Consider the following 18,088-nt stretch of genomic DNA (forward strand, 5'->3'; position numbering starts at 1 on the left):
GCGCTTTGGTTGAAGCTTGGCCTTCCCACCACTCTATGTTAATCCCTGAATCGTCCTGGGATTACGGGAGGGACGAGGCGCTACCAAGGCGGTCGTGAAATAGAGTGCATCCCGAGAACTGTTCTCGGATAGGATGTGCGGCTCAAAAACCGGACAGTAACGTGTATGACTTGGCGTAACAGGACGATACAGGGACGAGATATTATTGCACTCGCGTTAGCGGTGCAGTTTTCATCCATGACGGTATCGCCCGCAATGGCGTTCGAGATTTTCGGTGTCCGGCTCTGGGGCGAGGACAAGAAAACCGATCCCGACATTATCGATCCCAAGAGCTATACGGTCGAGGTTAATGCTGTTGGTAATCGCAAAAATGCGGATGGCACAGAAGCTGATCTCAAATCCGTCATAGATGGTGCATCTGGGCTTGTTTCCGATGAGCAAACGCCTGCATCAGGTTCTGCCGGTCTTCTGGCTAAGGCGCGCGGTGATTATCGGCGTATTCTCGCAGCGCTTTATGGCGAAGGGCGTTACGGCGGCACAATTTCCATCAAGGTCGATGGGCGTGAGGCAGCCGATATTCCTGTCGATGCCGATATTCCCAACAACGCTAAGATCGATATTTCGGTTGATCCCGGCCCACAGTTTTTGTTCTCGCGCACGGCGATTTCTAGTATTGCGCCACCGCCTGTAGACAAAAAGGACAAGGTGGAATCCGTCGAAAAGGCTGGCTTTGCAACCGGTGAGCTTGCGCGTTCCGGTACGATTCTCAGAGCCGAACGTCTGGCGGTCGAGGCATGGCGTCAGCAGGGCTATGCCAAAGCCAAAATCACCAATGAGGACATCGTTGCCGATCATGATGGCAACACGGTTTCAGCCGATATTGGGCTTGATCCCGGACGCCAGGCTCACTATGGGCCTGTCAGCGTCGTTGGAACAGCGCGTATGGATCCGCAATTCGTTGCCTGGATGACCGGCTTGAAACCGGGGCACGAATACGATCCCGACGATATTGAGAACGCCAAAAAGCGTCTCGGACGCATGGAAGTTTTTCGTTCGATGACTTTCGAGGAAGCAGACAATATTGAGCCGGATGGCAGTCTGCCGATGACGCTGAATGTGCAGGAGCGTAAACCGCGCCGCTTCGGCTTTGGTGCTGAATATTCAACGCTTGATGGCTTTGGCGTCACTGGCTACTGGATGCATCGCAACCTGTTTGGTCGCGGCGAGCGCTTACGCTTCGATGCTAAAGTGAGCGGTGTCGGCGGGTCACAGGATAATTCGTTCGATCCAGCCAATTATACTTATACGGTTGGTACGAGCTTCTCCAAGCCGGGCGTTTACACCCCTGATACGGATTTTGTTGCAGCGCTTGATGCCAAGCGCGAAGTGCTTGATGCTTATACCGAAACATCGGTCAATGCGAAGACCGGCTTTACGCAGATTTTCAGCGATGAGCTTTCTGGCGCACTCTACGCCAAGGCAAGTCACGGCCGCTTTGAGGATGATTTCTTCGGAAAACGTGAGTTCACGACAGGCGGGCTTGAAGGCAATCTTCTTTATGATGGCCGCAACAACAAGCCCGATCCAACATCCGGTGTTTATCTGGAAGGCAATATCCAGCCTTTCTATGAATTCCAGCGCGGAAATTTTGCGACGCGCTTTACTGCGGAAGGTCGTACTTATTACGGGTTTGGTTCAACGGACCGCGTTGTTCTCGCAGGCCGCTTAAAGCTCGGCTCTGTTGTTGGTGCTGATATTGCTGATCTGCCGCCTAACCAGCTGTTCCTTGCGGGTGGTGGCGGTTCAATCCGTGGCTATTCCTATCGCAGCATTGGCGTCGAAACATCGACAGGCGAAACGATTGGTGGCCGCTCGCTGGTCGAGGCGTCAGGCGAAGTGCGCACGCGCGTCACCGATTCCATCGGTGTCGTCGGCTTTGTCGATGCTGGCTATGTGGGCGAACAATCCTATCCAGACTTTTCGGAAGAAATGCGCATAGGCACGGGCCTTGGCCTGCGTTACCTCACGGGGCTGGGTCCGATCCGTCTCGATGTGGCACTTCCGCTTAACCGCCGCTCGGGCGATCCGAGCTATGCATTCTACGTGGGCATAGGACAGGCGTTTTGACCAGATTTCTTGCACTTCTCGCCTTCATCCTTTTCGCAGTACCTGCCATTGCACAGGAGCAGCAGCAGGAAGAGGAAAAGTCGTATTTTATTTCTTTCGTGGAAAGCAAACTTTCCGCGCCAAACCGACGCATCCAGTTTTCTGGCCTGAGCGGACTTCTTTCGTCTGAAGCAACTGTCGGCCAGATCACGATTGCCGACCGTGAAGGCGTTTGGCTGCGCATTGAAAATGCGAAGCTGAACTGGAGTCGCACAGCGCTGTTCACCGGGCGTTTGAGCATCCAGTCGCTGGTTGCGGAACGCATTGATTTTATCCGCAAGCCTTTGCCGGATACCGGATTGCCGTCGCCGGAATCCTCAAGTTTCAGCCTGCCGGAACTGCCGCTGTCGATCAATATCGACAGTCTCGACGTGGCGAGCCTCACATTTGGCCCAGATATTTTCGGGCTCCAATCGGTCGTCTCGCTTAATGGTAACTTGTCGCTTGCCGATGGCTCACTCACTTCCGCCTTCGACATTAAGCGCCTTGATGGTCCAGGCGGCAATTTTGCACTGCGCGCAGCCTATGCGAATGCCGATCAGAAACTCGATCTTGATCTGAAAGTCACAGAGCCTGCCAATGGTATTGTTGCAAATCTGCTCAATATTGATGGACGCCCTCCGGTTGATCTTAATCTGACCGGCAACGGTACTCTTGATGATCTTAAGATCGATCTGGCACTCGATACCAATGGCACGCGCACGCTGACAGGCGGTTTCACGCTTGTTCGTCAGGCAGATGGCCGTGTTTTTGCAACCCGTATTGATGGCCCTATTGCAGTTCTGGTTCCGCCAGCCTTTCGCGACTTCTTCGGCGCGCAGACAGCGCTTTCTGCAAATGGCTTGCTCAAAGACGGCGGCGGTTTCCGCCTGGATGATCTGACACTGAACGCGGCTGCATTGAAGCTCAAAGCCTCAGCAGAATTGGGCAGTGATGGCTTTCTGAGCAAGCTGCGGGTCGATGCAAATATTCAGGATGAAAACAAAGGCCAAGTGCTTTTGCCTGTCAAGGGTGGTGAAACGACCATCAACAATGCGACTTTCCAGGTTTCCTATGGCGACCGCCCAACCAATGACTGGACAGGAAAGCTTGCGGTTTCCGGTTTCAAAAATGAAACTATTTCGGCTTCCAGCATCGCGCTCGATATGGGCGGCGTTGCAGAAAATCTCAATGATGCTGCCAGCCGTCGTGTGACATTCGATGTGTCCGGGGGCGTGAGCGGTATTGGTGCGCGTGATGCAAAAATTGCCGAAGCGCTGGGGGATAAGATTGATCTTGTGATCAATGGCGGCTGGCGTGCTGGCACGGCGGTCGATCTTGCGAAAGTAAGCATTGAAGGCAATGGGCTGAGCCTTGAACTCAATGGCAAGATCAATGATTTTGTTTTCAACGGCGATATTCTTGCAAAAGTAGCAAGCCTTGCCCCCTATGGTGCAATTGCCGATCGCGATCTTGCAGGCAGTATCGATGTGAAGGCATCGGGCAGTGTCAGCCCGATCAGCGGCGCTTTTGACCTTAATCTCGATGGCAATGCGCAGAACATGCGCACCGGAACTGAAGCGGTCGATAATATTCTCAATGGTGATGTGAAGCTGAGCGGTGGAATTGCTCGCAGTAGCGCAGGATTTGCCGCCCGAGACTTTCGCATAGGCAATGAATTGAGCGAAATCACCGCCAATGGTTCTTTCGCATCCGACAAGGCAGATTTCGATTTTGGCGTAATGTTGTCCGACCTTAAGCTCTTATCGGACAAGGCGTCTGGCCGCATGACAATTAAAGGTAGCGCGCGCGGCGATGACAAGCTGATTGCACTGGCATTGCGCGCAGACGCACCGCAAGGAACCCTTGCAGATCGAAAGCTCTCCGATGGTGGCCTCGATTTCAACGCTTTACTGGATGGCAATGCAACGACCGGCGCGTCACTTTCCGGCAAGCTTGCAGGCAGCGCCTTTCTGAATGGCGAGAAGATCGACCTTGGTTCGCTCATCGACATTGTCAATGACGAGAAGCGCCTGACCAACCTTGTGTTCAGTGCCGGTGGTACGCATGTTTCGGGCAATATTACGCAGAATGCCAAGGGTCTTCTGGCAGGACAGTTGAATGTCGATGCGCCCGATATTTCAACCGCGGCAGCGCTTTTCCTTGCAGATGCGACGGGCTCGGCCAATGCCGACATCACACTTGATGCCAATGGCGAGCGCCAGAATGCTGTTGTTAATGCCAAGGCCAATGGCCTGAAAATAAACGGCAATCACATAGCGTCCGCAGATATTGCGCTCACCGCACAGGACCTGTTCGGCGTGCCGGTTGTCGATGGTACGGCGAGCGCACGTGACATTCTGGTTAGCACTTTCGGTATCGACAGTTTTAATGCCACGGCAAATGCGACCGGTACCAAGACCGACTTCACAGCAAGCACCAAGCTTAAGATTGGCACGACTGCCAATGCGAGCGGTTCACTTGAACCCAAAGATGGCGGCTTTGAACTGGCATTGGCATCTGCCGATGTGAAGCAAGGTTCGCTTTCAGCGACATTGGCAGCCCCCGCAACCATTGCCATGAAAGGCAGCGATATTTCGTTTGGCGATATTTTGGTAAATACGGGTGACGGGCAGGTCAAGGTCAATGGCGCCATTGGAGAGCGTCTCGATCTTTCGGTCGCTTTATCCAATTTGCCGCTCGCACTTGCCAATAGTTTCCAACCTGAACTGGGCCTTGGTGGCATCGTCAACGGCACGGCGCGCGTTACAGGTACACGCGAAAATCCCAATGCAGCCTTCGATATTACAGCGCGTGGCGTGACTGCGGCTCAATTGAAAGATCAGGGCATTGCGCCTTTGGATGCGGACGCCAAGGGCAGTTCGCAAAACAATCGCCTCAATGTCGATGCGCGCGTCACGGGCGGCGGCGGTATAGATGTAACCGCCAAGGGTGGTGTGCCGCTTGGACAGGGCGATCTGGCGGTTGATGTTAATCTCGCAAATCTGCCGCTGACGGCACTCAATGGCGTGGTCAAAGGACAAGACCTTGCGGGCAACGTGACGGGTACTGCGCGTGTCACGGGACCTCTGACCAATCCGGCGGCGAGCTTTAATCTGCGTGGTACGGGGCTTGCGGCCAAGCCACTGCGCGACAATGGGCTTGCACCCTTGAGCCTGCAGGCTGCGGGCAATTACGCGGCCATGGCCGTCGATATATCTTCGCTGACCCTTGATGGACCGCAGGGCCTCAATGTCACCGCCAATGGAAAGGTGCCGTTTTCGGGGCAGGGGCTTGGTGTAGACGTGTCGGGCAGCGTGCCGCTGGCGCTCGCCAATCGCTTCCTTGCCGATCGTGGTTCGCAGGCAACCGGTACGCTTTCGCTCACGGCGAATGTTTCAGGCGGTTTCGATAAGCCACAACTGCGCGGCATGTTCTCGACATCGGGTGCGCAATTCATCGATCCTGAAACCAATCTGCGGCTGAACAATATTAATATCATGGGCGCGATGGAGGGTGAAACCATCACGCTGCGTCAGGTCAATGCGGGCTTTGGCGGTGGTGGCTCGGTTTCTGCCACTGGCACGATTTCCACCAATGCTGAAGCCAATTTCCCGGCCAATATCGACATCAAGCTTGACCGTGCGCGCTATGCCGATGGCAAGCTGGTGGTGGCGACCGTGGATGGCGCTATTTCAATCACTGGCCCGCTGATGCGTGATCCATTGATTGCAGGTCGTATTGACGTGGAGCGCGCAGAAATTACGGTCCCGGAAAACCTTGGCGGCGGTGCGGCTTATGTTCCAGTTCGTCACATTCATACACCGAAAAATGTACAGATCACGCTGGATCGCGCTAAGGTCGAAACGCGTCGCGGTGCCGTTCCGACACCGACTGCCCGGCCGACCGTGCCGCGTCTCGATATAACGGTGAACGCGCCCAACCAGATTTTTGTGCGTGGTCGTGGCCTTGATACCGAATTGGGCGGAAGTGTTCGCCTGACCGGGCCTGTAACCAATATCCAGCCGGTCGGCTCTTTCGATCTCATTCGTGGTCGCATTGGTATCCTTGGACAGCGCATTACTTTTGACGAAGGCACTGTGACGCTGGTGGGAGATCTAAACCCGCAGATCAATTTTGTTGCCCGCAGCGAAGGTGATGACATTACAGCGATTGTGACCGTCACCGGAACAGTCGACAATCTGAATATCGTCTTCTCGTCCTCGCCGGAATTGCCGCAAGATGAAGTGCTGGCGCATTTGATCTTCAAACGCTCGATTGGCGAATTGTCGGCTTTCCAGATTGCACAGCTTGCAGCGGCTGCTGCTGAACTTGCTGGCGGATCGAACAATTCGCTGATTAATAAGCTGCGCCAGGGCACTGGTCTTGATGATATTGATGTGGTGACCGACAGCAAAGGCCAAACCGCTGTGCGTGCTGGTCGTTATATTCGCGATAATATCTATTTGGGCGTTGAAGCGGGTTCCGGTGGTTCAACCAAAGGAACGGTCAATCTCGATATTTCCCGTAATCTCAAGATTAAGGGCGCATTGGGATCTGAAGGCGATTCAAGCGCCGGTGTTTTCTACGAAAAAGATTATTGATTAGTCATGCCGGGGCGAAACCTCCGGCATTTTTCTACTCAACATTGCGGTAACCATTTTTCTTAACGCTTGCGCGAGCTGTTTAACTCTTCCTCAACCATAAAGCCGCAAATTGATTCAACGATAAGAAGGCATTTTGCCGATTGTTTCGAGTTGGGCGATTTGTATGTCTAAATTGAATGAGAAATTAAGCCGTCGTCATTTTCTGCTGGGCACAGGTGCTGTCATGCTTGGCGGTGTTGCTGGCTGTTCGCAGACAATGGACATGTCTGCTTTTCAGATGAACATCGATCCGATGTCCACCAGCGGTATCACGCCAATGCGCCCGCAAATCAGCGTGGACAAGGCGATCACGACGCCAGATGTCATGTATGCGGCGGTGCAGGAAGGGCAATATGCGCTTCCGGCTATTCCCTATCAGAAGGTTCCGAAAGAATTCCGCCGTCAGATCGTACCCGATCCGACCGGACAGGCACCGGGAACCATTGTCGTCGCCACCAAGGATCATTTCCTCTATTACGTCCTGCCGGGCGGTGAGGCACTGCGCTATGGCGTAGGTATCGGCAAGGCTGGCTTTGAATGGCAGGGACGCGCGAATGTCCAGTATAAGCGCCAATGGCCGCGCTGGACGCCTCCGCCGGAAATGATTCAGCGCCGACCTGATCTTGAAAAATACCGCAACGGTCAGGAACCGGGACCGCAGAACCCGCTGGGCGCGCGTGCGCTCTATATTTTCCAGAATGGGCGGGACACCGGCTATCGTATTCACGGTTCACCAGAATGGTGGTCGATTGGTCAGTCGATGTCGTCAGGCTGTATCCGCCTGATGAATCAGGACATTATCGACCTTTACAATCGCGTTCAGGGACAGGCACCGATCATCGTTGGATGATCGTAAAAAGAGCGCATCCCGAAAAGTGTGAAGCGGTTTTCGGATAAGATGCGCGGATAAAAAAAGAGCGCGTGCATTTCGTAATGCACGCGCTCTTGTTTTTACCGGACGGACTGGAGGTATTTCGCCCGGCTAATAGCTATCTAATTTATTCGTAATGAACTGGCTTGGCCGCATTGTCAGCCAAAGCGATAAGGCGCGAAAGCTCCAGTTTCATGCTGTCCACTGATGCATGAAGCGTTGCAGGTGCAGTGGTATCCTGTGCCATCTGGGTCGATGCTGCTGGCATTATAAAGGCTGATGCTGTGAGTGCAATCGCTGCTACAAAGCCGAGGCGTCGTTCGGTTCTGGCTTGCATTTTTGTTCTCCTCGCGCCGCTTTTCGCGGCCTCAATCTCAATTGGTTTGTGTGCTGCGTTTTCAGCTCAGTGAAAAGTCGCGCGACGGGATATGTTCAAAGCACTGTCGATTGCATGGATCGGTATTGGCAGCAAAGTCTGTCCGAAATCCGCCAAGGTTTCGGCGAAACTGCGTGCAGCATCGGCCACATCATGGCTGCGACGCTTACAGGCAATCGCGTCAAGGCATGTATCGAGCAGCAGACCATCCTGATTCTGCAAGCCAGAGATCAGACCCAGTGTGAGGCATTCCTCACGGCAAACATGATGTGAATCGAATGGAAAAGCACGCAATTGGCAGCTTGCACAATGGCGCAGCACGCGGATGAATTGCGAAAGCTCGGCGATTGCGCGTTTGGCTTCAGAATTGCCAAGCACTTCTGAATAGAGGCCCCAGGTCATTTCCCATGGAATGATTGATCCGGTTTCAAAACCGGCCGTCCAGCGGCGATAGCCTTCAAGCACCAGCTTTTCCGGCAGGCGATCATAATAGCCAACGCTATTGGTGCCATTCAGCTCAGAAATACGCATATTCATGTGCGCCTCCATTCTGAGGTGCGAGCACGTGCGCAGTCTTGCTGCTTTGATTTCGCGAGGCGTTCTGTTTCCCCTCGCGCATTACAATATCCGGTCGGCAAAAGATGCAACTGCCATGGCAATCCATCTAGATTTGCGGACCGGCATTCGCTGACACCGATCATCGGGTCCTCCAATCGAACGGGTTCAAGGCCCAAACATCAAAGGTTAAGTAAAATAACTCTGATATATAAAAGCCGCAAATTGATCTGGAGTCAATTACTCAGCTTTTAAAAAGATGAACTATTTCAACAGTTTGGAATTATTCTAGACTATTACAGTCATGTTTATAGCTATAAACGAAGAACGCAACCGCTACAACGGGGTAGCGGTTGCGGCAAACGGGCGCATAATGCTGTAAGGAGAGAAACGCGTTAGCGCCCTTTACCCTAACATCAATGGTTGGAATGATCTTCCGACTTACCGCTTTGCGGGGTCACAGGGAATTCCAGATTAACTTTCCCAGCCTTCTCGAACTCCAGCGTAGCGGAAACCTTGTCGCCTTCCTTGTAGGGATGGTCTGGCTGGATGAACATCAGGTGGTAGCCACCGGATTTCAGCTCAACAGTTTCACCGGCTGGAATATCCAGACCATTTTCAAGCTTGCGCATCTTCATGACCTGATTGTCCATTGTCATTTCATGGATTTCAACGCGCTTAACGCCAGTCGTTGTGACGCTGACCAGCTTGTCGGCAGCCTTGCCGTCATTTTTGATGGTGAGAAAACCACCAGCAACCTTGGCACCCGGAACCATCGCGCGGATCGAAGGGCCGTTGATGCTTAGATCACCCACTTTGGTTGGTGCCATGGCGTGATCGCCGTGCGAGCCATGCCCGGAATGATCATCAGACGCGGCAGCAACGAGCACGCGAAGCTGCGGGGCAGGGTTTTTCAGATCGTGTGGGTTCTGGCCGTCCGCTGCAATTTCAGTCCATGCAACGGAATCATCCGTGCCGCAATATTGGGTCACAGGGAAAGACAGCGTTGTGTCCTTGTCAAACTTGGCAAGCTGACCAACGACCACGAATTCATCATAGAAATCGCTTGGCAGTTCGCCTTCGCTGAACGTGACTTGCTTGACGCCGGAGGTTACATCTTTGCCATGGACTTTGTAGCTCTGTGCGTAATCACCCTTGGCAGTTTCAATTTTCCAACCTGCTTTTGCCTGTGGCTGGGCCGCAATAAAGCCTTCTGGCAGTTCAATTTTTACCGAAGTCGTGGCTTTGCCGTCGCAACCATGCGGAATGCGCACAACAGCTTTATAGCGGCTCCCTGCCGTGGCTTCGCTCTGGTCAAGCGATGAGTGGGCGTTTGCCATGCATGCGGAAGCGCAAAGGGCAAAGAGCGAAATGGCGGATGTCAAAAGACGAGCATTTTTCATTGTAAAGAACCTGAATAATCATGTGTCGGGACGCAGCTTTTCTAAGCGCGTGCAGGAAAAGATTGTTTTCAGGCGAAAGGCGGCGCTTGCGGCGGCGCTTGAGGCGGATAAGTCTGCTGCCTCAGAATGGGTTCTGACGGCGTGATAATATCAGCCGTTGCAATATTGATTGTGGCTCCTGTCGATGGAGCAGGCGCAGGACACAGAAACGCTGATGAAATGCGGCAGGCATCGCAAACAGTGTTGTTGTGCAAATGCTGATCATCCTCATGACCGTCAATATCGACTGCATGATCGGTGATACAAAGCACGGGATAGCTGCCATCAGGCAACACATATTGTGCGAGCAGCAATTGTTCTGGAGAAGCGAGCGCGACTGGCTTGTGTCCGAAAGCGACAAGCATCAACGCCAATACGCTTAGAATGCGTATTGCCAATGTTACCCGTAACTGGACTGTGCGCCTGTTCAATCCGTGTGCTCCTTCAGGATCGACTTTATCTAGTCTAAGGCAACCATCTTTGCCAAGCGTCAAATAGAAGCTGGTTTGTTCGAAGACGAGCGGCGATTTATGTGCCGCTCGCCTGAAATAGTCTCATTGATAGCGTCCGCCGCGCTGAATGACTTCGATCTTGTAGCCATCCGGGTCTTCTACGAAGAAAAAATATGCGATCCGTACGCTGTCATTCTTGAAATCAACCAGCTTGCCAACCTTCAGACCAAGCGTTGTGAAGCGAGCATGTTCCGCATCAAGATCATCGACAACAACCGCCAGATGACCATAGCCGTCGCCAAGATTGTAAGGCTCGGAGCGATCTTTGTTGACAGTCAGCTCGACCTCGAAATCGGCTTCGACACTGCGCAGATAGACCAGCGTGAAGGTTTCAAAATCGATACGCTCGGCGATTTTCAGACCAAAAGCCTGATCGTAGAAGGAAACGGAACGCTCCTCATCAAGAACGCGGATCATTGTGTGGATGGCTTTGGCCATTATGTCACCTGTCTCTCAAAAACTCTTTGCTTGGTTCTATTGGCCTTTTGGCTAAAATTGGCTTATCTCAAGACATGCAAAGCGGGCAAGCGCAGAGCTTGCCGCAGACGAGGTTGGAATAATGTCAGGCGTAACGCGTGAACAGGTTCTGGAGCGGTTGAAAGCTGTGACAGGACCAGATTTCGAAAGCGATGTCGTGTCGCTCGGTCTGGTTTCGGATATTTTCATTGCCGACGGCAAGGTGTTTTTCTCCATTACAGTGCCCGCGGATCGCGCGAACGGACTTGAGCCGATGCGGTTGGCTGCTGAAAAAGCGGTTAAGGAAATTCCGGGCGTGTCTGGCGCGCTGGTCACGCTGACTGCGGAAAAGAAGGGCGGTCGCACAAGTGACGACGCGCCGCCGCCGCCAAAACCGCAGCCGCGTCCCGCGGCAACAGCTGCAGCACCACAGCCGCGTCCGGCTGCGAAACCGGGCGTTCCGGGTGTTGGCGCGATTATTGCCGTCGCATCGGGCAAGGGTGGCGTGGGTAAGTCCACGACCGCTGTCAATCTGGCACTCGGCATGGTGGCGAATGGTCTGAAAGTGGGCATTCTCGATGCCGACATTTATGGCCCTTCGATGCCGCGCTTGCTTGGCCTTTCTGGTCGCCCGGAAACGGTCGAAGGCCGAACATTGAAGCCGATGGAAAATTATGGCGTCAAGGTCATGTCCATGGGTTTTATGGTCGAAGAAGACACGCCGATGATCTGGCGTGGACCTATGGTCATTTCAGCGCTGACACAGATGCTGCGCGAAGTGGCATGGGGCAATCTTGATGTGCTGGTTGTCGATATGCCTCCGGGTACGGGTGACGCACAGCTCACCATGGCGCAGCAGGTGCCTTTGGCGGGTGCGGTCGTTGTTTCTACACCGCAGGATCTGGCGCTGATTGATGCGCGAAAGGGTCTTGCCATGTTCCGCAAGGTCGATGTGCCACTTTTGGGCATTGTCGAAAACATGAGCTATTTCATCGCGCCCGATACGGGCAAACGTTATGATATTTTCGGCCATGGGGGTGCACGTAAGGAAGCGGAACGGCTGAAGGTGCCGTTCCTCGGCGAAGTGCCGCTGCATATGGATGTGCGCGCACATTCTGATAATGGTACGCCAATCACCGCAGTGGAGCCGGATAGCGAACATGCGAAAATCTATCGCGATATCGCGCGTAAAGTGTGGGAAAACATGAAGTCGGGCGAGGGGGCTGGTAAGCCCGCTCCGGCGATTGTTTTTGACTAAAAAAGAAGGGCCCGCGAGGGCCCTTTCCATTATGTGATCACGCTTGGCTCACTCCGCCCGCTGCGCTTTTTCACCTCAGCAATTTGCTCGGCAGCATCAATTAGCGTAGACAGCGTTTGCTGCGTATCCAGATTATGCTTGGCTGTATCTGCTTCATAGCGCTCGATATAAATGCGGATAGTCGCGCCTGATGTGCCGGTTCCCGACAGACGCATCACAACCCGCGCACCGCCTTCAAAATAGATGCGGATGCCCTGATGTTCGCTTACTGAATGATCGATCGGATCATGATAGGCGAAATCATCGGCCTTTTCGATTTTCAAACCGTTGACGCTTGTTCCCGGCAGGCTTGCGAGCTTGCCGCGCAAATCAGCAACCAGCTTCTTTGCAATGTCGGAATCAACCGCTTCATAATCGTGGCGGGTGTAATAGTTGCGGCCAAAGCGTGCCCAATGTTCCTCGACAATGGCTTTCACGCTTTCCTTGCGTACTGCCAGAATATTGAGCCAGAGCAAAACCGCCCAAAGCCCGTCCTTCTCGCGCACATGGTCAGAGCCGGTACCGGAGCTTTCCTCGCCGCAAATCGTGACCTTGCCATGGTCGAGCAGGTTGCCAAAGAACTTCCAGCCGGTCGGGGTTTCATACATGCCGATGCCGAGCTTCTCTGCAACGCGATCAGCGGCGGCACTGGTCGGCATCGAACGGGCGATACCCTTGATGCCATCCTTATAGCCCGGTGCTAGATGCGCATTTGCGGCTAGCATCGCAAGCGAATCGGATGGGGTCACGAAGATGCCGCGCCCGATAATGAGATTGCGGTCGCCGTCGCCGTCCGATGCAGCACCAAAATCCGGTGCATGATCCGACATCAGCAGATCATAGAGTTCTTTGGCATAGACCAGATTGGGGTCCGGGTGATGGCCACCAAAATCCGGCAGCGGTACGAAATTCATCACGCTGCCTTCCGGTGCGCCGAGGCGACGCTCGAAAATTTCCTTGGCATAGGGGCCGGTGACGGCATGCATGGCATCGAATTTGAGGCCAAAGCCGTTTTGGATCATCGTGCGGATTGCGTCGAAATCGAACAGAGTTTCCATCAATCGCGCATAGTCCTCGACCGGATCGAAGACCACGATCTCGGTGTCGCCGATTTTAGCCGTGCCAATCTTGTCTATGTCCACGTCGGGTGCATCGGTGATCTTGTACTGATCAATCACTTTGGAGCGGGCAAAGATCGCCTCGGTAATCTTCTCCGGTGCGGGACCGCCATTGCCGATATTATATTTGATGCCGAAATCTTCTTTCGGTCCGCCGGGATTATGGCTGGCCGATAGAATAAGCCCGCCAAAAGCCTTGTATTGGCGGATCATATTGGACGCGGCTGGCGTCGACAGAATGCCACCCTGACCGACCATGATGCGGCCAAAACCGTTGGCGGCTGCGATCTTGATGACTTTCTGGATCACTTCGCGATTATAAAAGCGCCCGTCGCCGCCGACCACAAGGGTTTTGCCCGCAAAACCGTCCAGCACATCGAAAACCGACTGGATGAAATTTTCAGCATAATTCGGCTGCTGGAAAACCGGCACTTTCTTACGCAGGCCCGATGTGCCGGGCTGCTGGTCCTGAAAGGGCGTGGTGGCAACTGTTTTGGCAGTCATGTTTTTCCCGTTCGATTCAATGATTTGAATATGGGTAGATTTGAATAAGTGTCTGTGATCAGTCTTTGCGGTCATTACAAGACAAGATAGATCAAACTTATTGTTTGAAAATAACAAACTGTGTGCTGTCTTACAAAAATACTTCTGTTTTTAATTCGGGTGCCTCACATGAAGCCTTGCCAAGCCGAAAATCTGCCTGCCGAAATTCTTGCGCGACTTTCCAACACCGATGACCGTCTGATTATCGCGATTGCCGGACCTCCCGGCGCTGGCAAATCGACAATTTCAGAATATCTGCGCGAGGCGATCAATAAAGTTGAGGCGGGACCGGCTGTCGTTGTGCCGATGGATGGTTTTCATCTCGACAACGCTATCCTTGATGAACGTGGTCTTCGCAGCCGTAAAGGCTCGCCGCCGACTTTCGATTGTGCGGGCTTTGCAGCCCTTCTGGAGCGGTTGAAAAACACGCAGGACGATATTGTCATTCCAGTTTTTGATCGCACGCTTGATCTCGCACGCGCTGGCGCATCAATCGTTCGCGCCGGTCATCGCATATTGCTGGTCGAGGGCAATTATCTGTTACTTAATGAGCCGCCATGGACGTGCCTTACGCCATTTTTCGATATGACTGTCTTTCTGGACGTGCCTTTTGCCGAGCTTGAGCGCCGTCTCATCCAGCGTTGGCTCGATCACGGCCATGGCGTGGATAAGGCGCGTGAACGCGCACTTTTAAATGATATTCCCAATGCGCAACTGGTCGTTTCTGCGTCCCGCAAAGCGGATTACATTGTCGCGTCTTTATAAAAGATGATTGTAAATTGCACCGCCGACACTTGCGGCAGGTGATTCCTGCTTGCATGATAGAACCAGCATTTACACTCCACGGGATTAGCTTTCATGACAGATTATGTTTTCGCGCCCTGCGCACAGCCGTCCGTGCCTGTGAAGGGAACAGAAGCGCGTTTTCCTGTGCATCGCATTTATTGCGTCGGTCAGAACTATGCTGATCACGCTATTGAAATGGGTGGTGATCCAACCCGCACCCCACCTTTCTTCTTCCAGAAAAATCCGGATAGCCTGGTGATTAATGGCGGAGATTTTCCTTATCCGCCAAAGTCCGAAGATGTGCATCACGAGATTGAGCTGGTTGTCGCAATCAAGACGGGCGGGCGCGATATTCCGGTCGAAACAGCGCTTGATCACGTTTATGGCTATGCGGTCGGTATCGATATGACGCGCCGTGATTTGCAGGCTGTGGCGAAGAAAGCTGGCCGTCCTTGGGAAGTGGCGAAAGCCTTTGAGCATTCCGCACCCTGCTCGGCCATCGTACCCGTGTCGGACATCGGACACCCTGATTCGGCTGCGATTACGCTGAAAATCAACGGCGAGCAGCGTCAGGCAGGTGATCTTAACCAGATGATCTGGAAAGTGCCGGAAACTATCGCCTATCTCTCATCGCTGTTTGAGCTGCAACCGGGTGATCTGATCTATACCGGCACACCTGCAGGCGTGGGAGCGGTCAAGCGAGGCGACGTTTTGCAAGGAAATGTAGATGGCGTCGGCTCTATTTCCGTGAAAGTTGTGTGAGGGGGCGCGCGTCAGGGCTGATGGCGTAGAATCGAAAAATTCCGAAGGAGGAATGATGAGCATTTATCTTCCCGTCGATATACATGATGCTCTGGAGCATTTTATCAACGAAAAACATCCCGGTCTTAATCAGACCGAAGCCATCATCCATATTTTGCGCAATTCACTTGTGCAGCAGGGCTATCTTGCGGCCACGCCAGAACATGGTACACCGCCAGAAAATCTGAACGCCACCAACGACGATTGAACATGAACAAGATCACACCTGAGAGAGCAGGCGCAAAGGCTGCTCTCGGTCGCCGCCTTCTGCTTTTGACGATATTGGCGATTTTGCTGACAGCCGCGCTTATCGGAATGAGCATTTATCTATTCGATTCCGATGGGAGTCTCGGCTTGGATGATTTAGGAATTTTTGCATTTGAATTCAATGCATTAGGTACGATGCTGCCGAACATTCTTTGATCGTGAAAAGCGTTGTGTTACGCGCTGAAATATTCATTTTGACACGCCTGTGACGTTCAGGGCTTCCGCTAAGCGTATTTTGCGTGGTACATGACAATCATCGATTGAAAGAATATTGACTGAAACGGGCTGTGATTTAAGCCTGATAAGCCAAGAGGATCTTATGGCATTCGAGGACATCAAAGCTGAAATTGCGCTGCTTTTTGAGCAGATGGTAAATCAGCCGCAGGACGTTCATGAGATTCGCGAAACTGTTCGCGAGAAGCTCAACACGCTCAAAGCAACAGGCATGCCTCTGCCAGAAGATCTGGTTGAACTCGAAAAACGCATTGAACAAGATTTCGATTCCTGAGGTCAACGGTCATGCGTTTTCAGGCTCTTTCCAAACCATTTTCATTCCCGGTCCTTAAAGGTGTCCTAATCCTTGGTTGCGCTGTTGCTTTGAGCGCGTGCAACACGACCAGCGATGGCAAGCCTGAAAAAACTGCGCTGATAACACCGACACAAAATTCCGCTACGACCGCAACAGCCACCACAACAATGGCAAATGGCGCGGTAGCGGGTGCGACCACAGTCGCCGACGCCAATGCTGCCCCCGGTACGCAAACCGTCGCGTCTCTTGAAAATCCGGTGCTTCCATCGGTAGTGCCAATTCCGGGTATCCGCGGGCAATCAGAGCCGATGCTTGCCTTCGCAAGCGCACAGGCCGCAGCGTCGCCGGCTTCCCTTGCTACCAATATGGCGTTCGAGACGCCTGATCATGCGCCGGATGGTCTTGACGATCTTATTACCAAATATTCGGTTGCCTATGACGTGCCGGAACGTCTGGTGCGCCGCGTCGTTCATCGTGAAAGCCGTTTTAATCCCGGTGCACGCAACGGTCCTTATTGGGGCCTGATGCAGATCAGTCATCCGACTGCGCGTGGTATGGGCTACAAAGGAAATGCAAAAGGCCTTCTCGATGCTGAGACGAACCTGAAATATGCCGTTCGTTATCTCTCCGGTGCCTATAAGGTTGCAGACGGTGACGAAAGCCAGGCTGTTCGTTTTTATGCGCGTGGCTATTATTACGATGCTAAGCGCAAGGGATTGTTGCAGGAAACTGGTCTAGATGGCCGCTGGAAGCGCAATGCGCCAACCCTTGATACGGCTTCAACTGCAACGGCTCCCGCAGCCTTGCCGGAAACTGCTGCTGTTCCGCTTCCCGGTGTCGCACCCATTCAGGCCTCTTTCGCACCTGCCGTTCAATAGAGCATTTCCAGCAAAAGTGGTTGAGCTTTTTGCGTGGGATAATGCGTAAATATAAATAGATAATGCGGTTTCTAGGATTCCACCTAAACAGGAACCGCTCTCAATAAGTTTCGACAATCTGTCATCTTGACGCTGCAATGCAATGTCAGTTTCATGGCTTGATAGGAAGACATGGACGAGCCTGATGGATGTAAGACTGCCTTATCCCATAAAATGGAAATATGACCGGGCCGAGCTTTGGGCCGACGGTGTCATTCATGTGCTGGGTGTCGCACTGGCGCTTGCCGGTGCGATTGCTATGCTTTTTTATTTTTTGCCCAATATGTCTGTTGCGACATCAATTTCATCGGCGGTCTATCTGGCAAGCCTTCTTGCAGCCCTCGGGATTTCTGCGGTCTATAACATCTGGCCTATATCGCCGACCAAATGGTTTTTACGCCGCTTTGACCATTCCGCGATTTATCTGCTGATTGCCGGAACCTACACGCCTTTCGCCATCCATATGGGTGACCGCGCTTTGCCGTTACTGGTCTTTGTCTGGGGTGTGGCTTTTGTCGGCATCATGCTCAAATTGTTTATGCCGGGCCGCTTTGACCGGCTGTCGATCCTGCTTTATCTGGCGCTCGGCTGGAGCGGTGTCATGGTCTATGACACGATGGTGCAGTCGCTGCCGATGGCCGTGTTCTGGCTGATTGCAGCGGGTGGTATGGTCTATTCGCTCGGCGTGATTTTCCATGTATGGGAACGCCTGCGCTTTCAGAATGCGATTTGGCACGGCTTTGTCGTTGTCGGTGCGACACTGCATTATTGTGCTGTGTTTTTTGTTGGTGCTTGGAATTAGAGTATTTTCAGCAAAAGTGCGAAGC

The 18,088-nt window shown here is 53.1% G+C and carries 17 protein-coding genes; 11 read left to right on the top strand and 6 right to left on the bottom strand.

Going from position 1 to position 18,088, the window contains the following annotated elements:
* Positions 1-165 precede the first annotated feature (165 nt).
* The 3 genes from CEV31_RS05865 (at position 166) to CEV31_RS05875 (ending at position 7,641) form a co-directional block, all read left to right on the top strand.
* Positions 166-2,127, top strand: a complete 1,962-nt coding sequence (locus CEV31_RS05865; RefSeq protein WP_094506074.1) for an autotransporter assembly complex protein TamA — start codon at positions 166-168, stop codon at positions 2,125-2,127.
* The gene (locus tag CEV31_RS05870) at positions 2,124-6,749 is read left to right on the top strand and encodes a translocation/assembly module TamB domain-containing protein (protein ID WP_094506076.1); all 4,626 of its coding nucleotides are present in this window, start codon (positions 2,124-2,126) and stop codon (positions 6,747-6,749) included. Before CEV31_RS05865 ends, CEV31_RS05870 begins: the two co-directional genes overlap by 4 nt.
* Before the next feature lie 166 nt (positions 6,750-6,915).
* Positions 6,916-7,641 (top strand): L,D-transpeptidase, encoded by a 726-nt coding sequence (locus CEV31_RS05875; protein WP_094506078.1) that lies wholly within the window; start codon positions 6,916-6,918, stop codon positions 7,639-7,641.
* Between the two features lie 148 nt (positions 7,642-7,789).
* Here CEV31_RS05875 and CEV31_RS05880 read toward each other — a convergent pair whose 3' ends face one another.
* From CEV31_RS05880 to CEV31_RS05900, 5 genes are all read right to left on the bottom strand, one after another.
* Positions 7,790-7,999 carry a hypothetical protein gene (locus CEV31_RS05880; protein ID WP_094506079.1) on the bottom strand — a complete coding sequence of 70 codons (210 nt, stop codon included), beginning with the start codon at positions 7,997-7,999 and terminating at the stop codon, positions 7,790-7,792.
* 66 nt (positions 8,000-8,065) lie between these two features.
* Positions 8,066-8,575 (bottom strand): hypothetical protein, encoded by a 510-nt coding sequence (locus tag CEV31_RS05885; RefSeq protein ID WP_210190890.1) that lies wholly within the window; start codon positions 8,573-8,575, stop codon positions 8,066-8,068.
* Positions 8,576-9,009: 434 nt separating this feature from the next.
* On the bottom strand, positions 9,010-9,996 hold the full coding sequence (locus CEV31_RS05890) for a DUF1775 domain-containing protein (protein ID WP_094506081.1): 987 nt from the start codon (positions 9,994-9,996) through the stop codon (positions 9,010-9,012).
* 68 nt (positions 9,997-10,064) lie between these two features.
* A complete protein-coding gene (locus CEV31_RS05895; RefSeq protein WP_235818054.1) occupies positions 10,065-10,400 on the bottom strand; it encodes a hypothetical protein in 336 nt (111 codons plus the stop codon).
* Positions 10,401-10,589: 189 nt separating this feature from the next.
* Complete coding sequence (locus tag CEV31_RS05900; protein ID WP_094506082.1) at positions 10,590-10,985, bottom strand: VOC family protein; 396 nt, start codon at positions 10,983-10,985, stop codon at positions 10,590-10,592.
* A 121-nt stretch (positions 10,986-11,106) separates the two neighbouring features.
* Here CEV31_RS05900 and CEV31_RS05905 point away from each other — a divergent pair, with 121 nt between their 5' ends.
* Positions 11,107-12,261, top strand: coding sequence for an Mrp/NBP35 family ATP-binding protein (locus CEV31_RS05905; RefSeq protein WP_094506084.1), 1,155 nt, complete (start codon positions 11,107-11,109; stop codon positions 12,259-12,261).
* Positions 12,262-12,290: 29 nt separating this feature from the next.
* Here the strand turns inward: CEV31_RS05905 and CEV31_RS05910 are convergent, their stop codons facing one another.
* Positions 12,291-13,922: an alpha-D-glucose phosphate-specific phosphoglucomutase gene (locus tag CEV31_RS05910; RefSeq protein ID WP_094506085.1), complete on the bottom strand. Its 1,632-nt coding sequence runs from the start codon at positions 13,920-13,922 to the stop codon at positions 12,291-12,293.
* A gap of 168 nt (positions 13,923-14,090) precedes the next feature.
* Between CEV31_RS05910 and CEV31_RS05915 the strand changes: the two genes are divergently transcribed.
* The 7 genes from CEV31_RS05915 to trhA all read left to right on the top strand — a co-directional run bounded on the left by CEV31_RS05915 (position 14,091) and on the right by trhA (position 18,063).
* Positions 14,091-14,726 carry a nucleoside/nucleotide kinase family protein gene (locus CEV31_RS05915; RefSeq protein WP_094506086.1) on the top strand — a complete coding sequence of 212 codons (636 nt, stop codon included), beginning with the start codon at positions 14,091-14,093 and terminating at the stop codon, positions 14,724-14,726.
* Between the two features lie 93 nt (positions 14,727-14,819).
* Positions 14,820-15,509: a fumarylacetoacetate hydrolase family protein gene (locus CEV31_RS05920; RefSeq protein ID WP_094506088.1), complete on the top strand. Its 690-nt coding sequence runs from the start codon at positions 14,820-14,822 to the stop codon at positions 15,507-15,509.
* Between the two features lie 55 nt (positions 15,510-15,564).
* Entirely contained in the window at positions 15,565-15,756 is a 192-nt protein-coding gene (locus CEV31_RS05925) for a hypothetical protein (RefSeq protein WP_094506090.1), read from the top strand.
* 2 nt (positions 15,757-15,758) lie between these two features.
* Positions 15,759-15,971, top strand: a complete 213-nt coding sequence (locus tag CEV31_RS05930; RefSeq protein WP_094506092.1) for a hypothetical protein — start codon at positions 15,759-15,761, stop codon at positions 15,969-15,971.
* Between the two features lie 163 nt (positions 15,972-16,134).
* Positions 16,135-16,323, top strand: coding sequence for a hypothetical protein (locus CEV31_RS05935; RefSeq protein ID WP_094506094.1), 189 nt, complete (start codon positions 16,135-16,137; stop codon positions 16,321-16,323).
* Positions 16,324-16,334: 11 nt separating this feature from the next.
* Positions 16,335-17,222 carry a lytic transglycosylase domain-containing protein gene (locus tag CEV31_RS05940; protein WP_094506095.1) on the top strand — a complete coding sequence of 296 codons (888 nt, stop codon included), beginning with the start codon at positions 16,335-16,337 and terminating at the stop codon, positions 17,220-17,222.
* Positions 17,223-17,406: 184 nt separating this feature from the next.
* Positions 17,407-18,063: a PAQR family membrane homeostasis protein TrhA gene (trhA, locus tag CEV31_RS05945; protein ID WP_094506097.1), complete on the top strand. Its 657-nt coding sequence runs from the start codon at positions 17,407-17,409 to the stop codon at positions 18,061-18,063.
* Positions 18,064-18,088: the final 25 nt, after the last annotated feature.

The organism is Brucella thiophenivorans, from assembly GCF_002252445.1.
In the GTDB taxonomy this organism is placed as follows: domain Bacteria; phylum Pseudomonadota; class Alphaproteobacteria; order Rhizobiales; family Rhizobiaceae; genus Brucella; species Brucella thiophenivorans.

Coding starts and splice junctions, on each gene's coding strand:
- CEV31_RS05920 (WP_094506088.1), top strand. CDS start 14,820: ATGACAGATTATGTTTTCGCGCCCTGCGCACAGCCGTCCGTGCCTGTG.
- CEV31_RS05915 (WP_094506086.1), top strand. CDS start 14,091: ATGAAGCCTTGCCAAGCCGAAAATCTGCCTGCCGAAATTCTTGCGCGA.
- CEV31_RS05905 (WP_094506084.1), top strand. CDS start 11,107: ATGTCAGGCGTAACGCGTGAACAGGTTCTGGAGCGGTTGAAAGCTGTG.
- CEV31_RS05900 (WP_094506082.1), bottom strand. CDS start 10,985: ATGGCCAAAGCCATCCACACAATGATCCGCGTTCTTGATGAGGAGCGT.
- CEV31_RS05935 (WP_094506094.1), top strand. CDS start 16,135: ATGGCATTCGAGGACATCAAAGCTGAAATTGCGCTGCTTTTTGAGCAG.
- trhA (WP_094506097.1), top strand. CDS start 17,407: ATGGATGTAAGACTGCCTTATCCCATAAAATGGAAATATGACCGGGCC.
- CEV31_RS05895 (WP_235818054.1), bottom strand. CDS start 10,400: ATGCTTGTCGCTTTCGGACACAAGCCAGTCGCGCTCGCTTCTCCAGAA.
- CEV31_RS05890 (WP_094506081.1), bottom strand. CDS start 9,996: ATGAAAAATGCTCGTCTTTTGACATCCGCCATTTCGCTCTTTGCCCTT.
- CEV31_RS05880 (WP_094506079.1), bottom strand. CDS start 7,999: ATGCAAGCCAGAACCGAACGACGCCTCGGCTTTGTAGCAGCGATTGCA.
- CEV31_RS05885 (WP_210190890.1), bottom strand. CDS start 8,575: ATGAATATGCGTATTTCTGAGCTGAATGGCACCAATAGCGTTGGCTAT.
- CEV31_RS05865 (WP_094506074.1), top strand. CDS start 166: ATGACTTGGCGTAACAGGACGATACAGGGACGAGATATTATTGCACTC.
- CEV31_RS05875 (WP_094506078.1), top strand. CDS start 6,916: ATGTCTAAATTGAATGAGAAATTAAGCCGTCGTCATTTTCTGCTGGGC.
- CEV31_RS05910 (WP_094506085.1), bottom strand. CDS start 13,922: ATGACTGCCAAAACAGTTGCCACCACGCCCTTTCAGGACCAGCAGCCC.
- CEV31_RS05940 (WP_094506095.1), top strand. CDS start 16,335: ATGCGTTTTCAGGCTCTTTCCAAACCATTTTCATTCCCGGTCCTTAAA.
- CEV31_RS05925 (WP_094506090.1), top strand. CDS start 15,565: ATGAGCATTTATCTTCCCGTCGATATACATGATGCTCTGGAGCATTTT.
- CEV31_RS05930 (WP_094506092.1), top strand. CDS start 15,759: ATGAACAAGATCACACCTGAGAGAGCAGGCGCAAAGGCTGCTCTCGGT.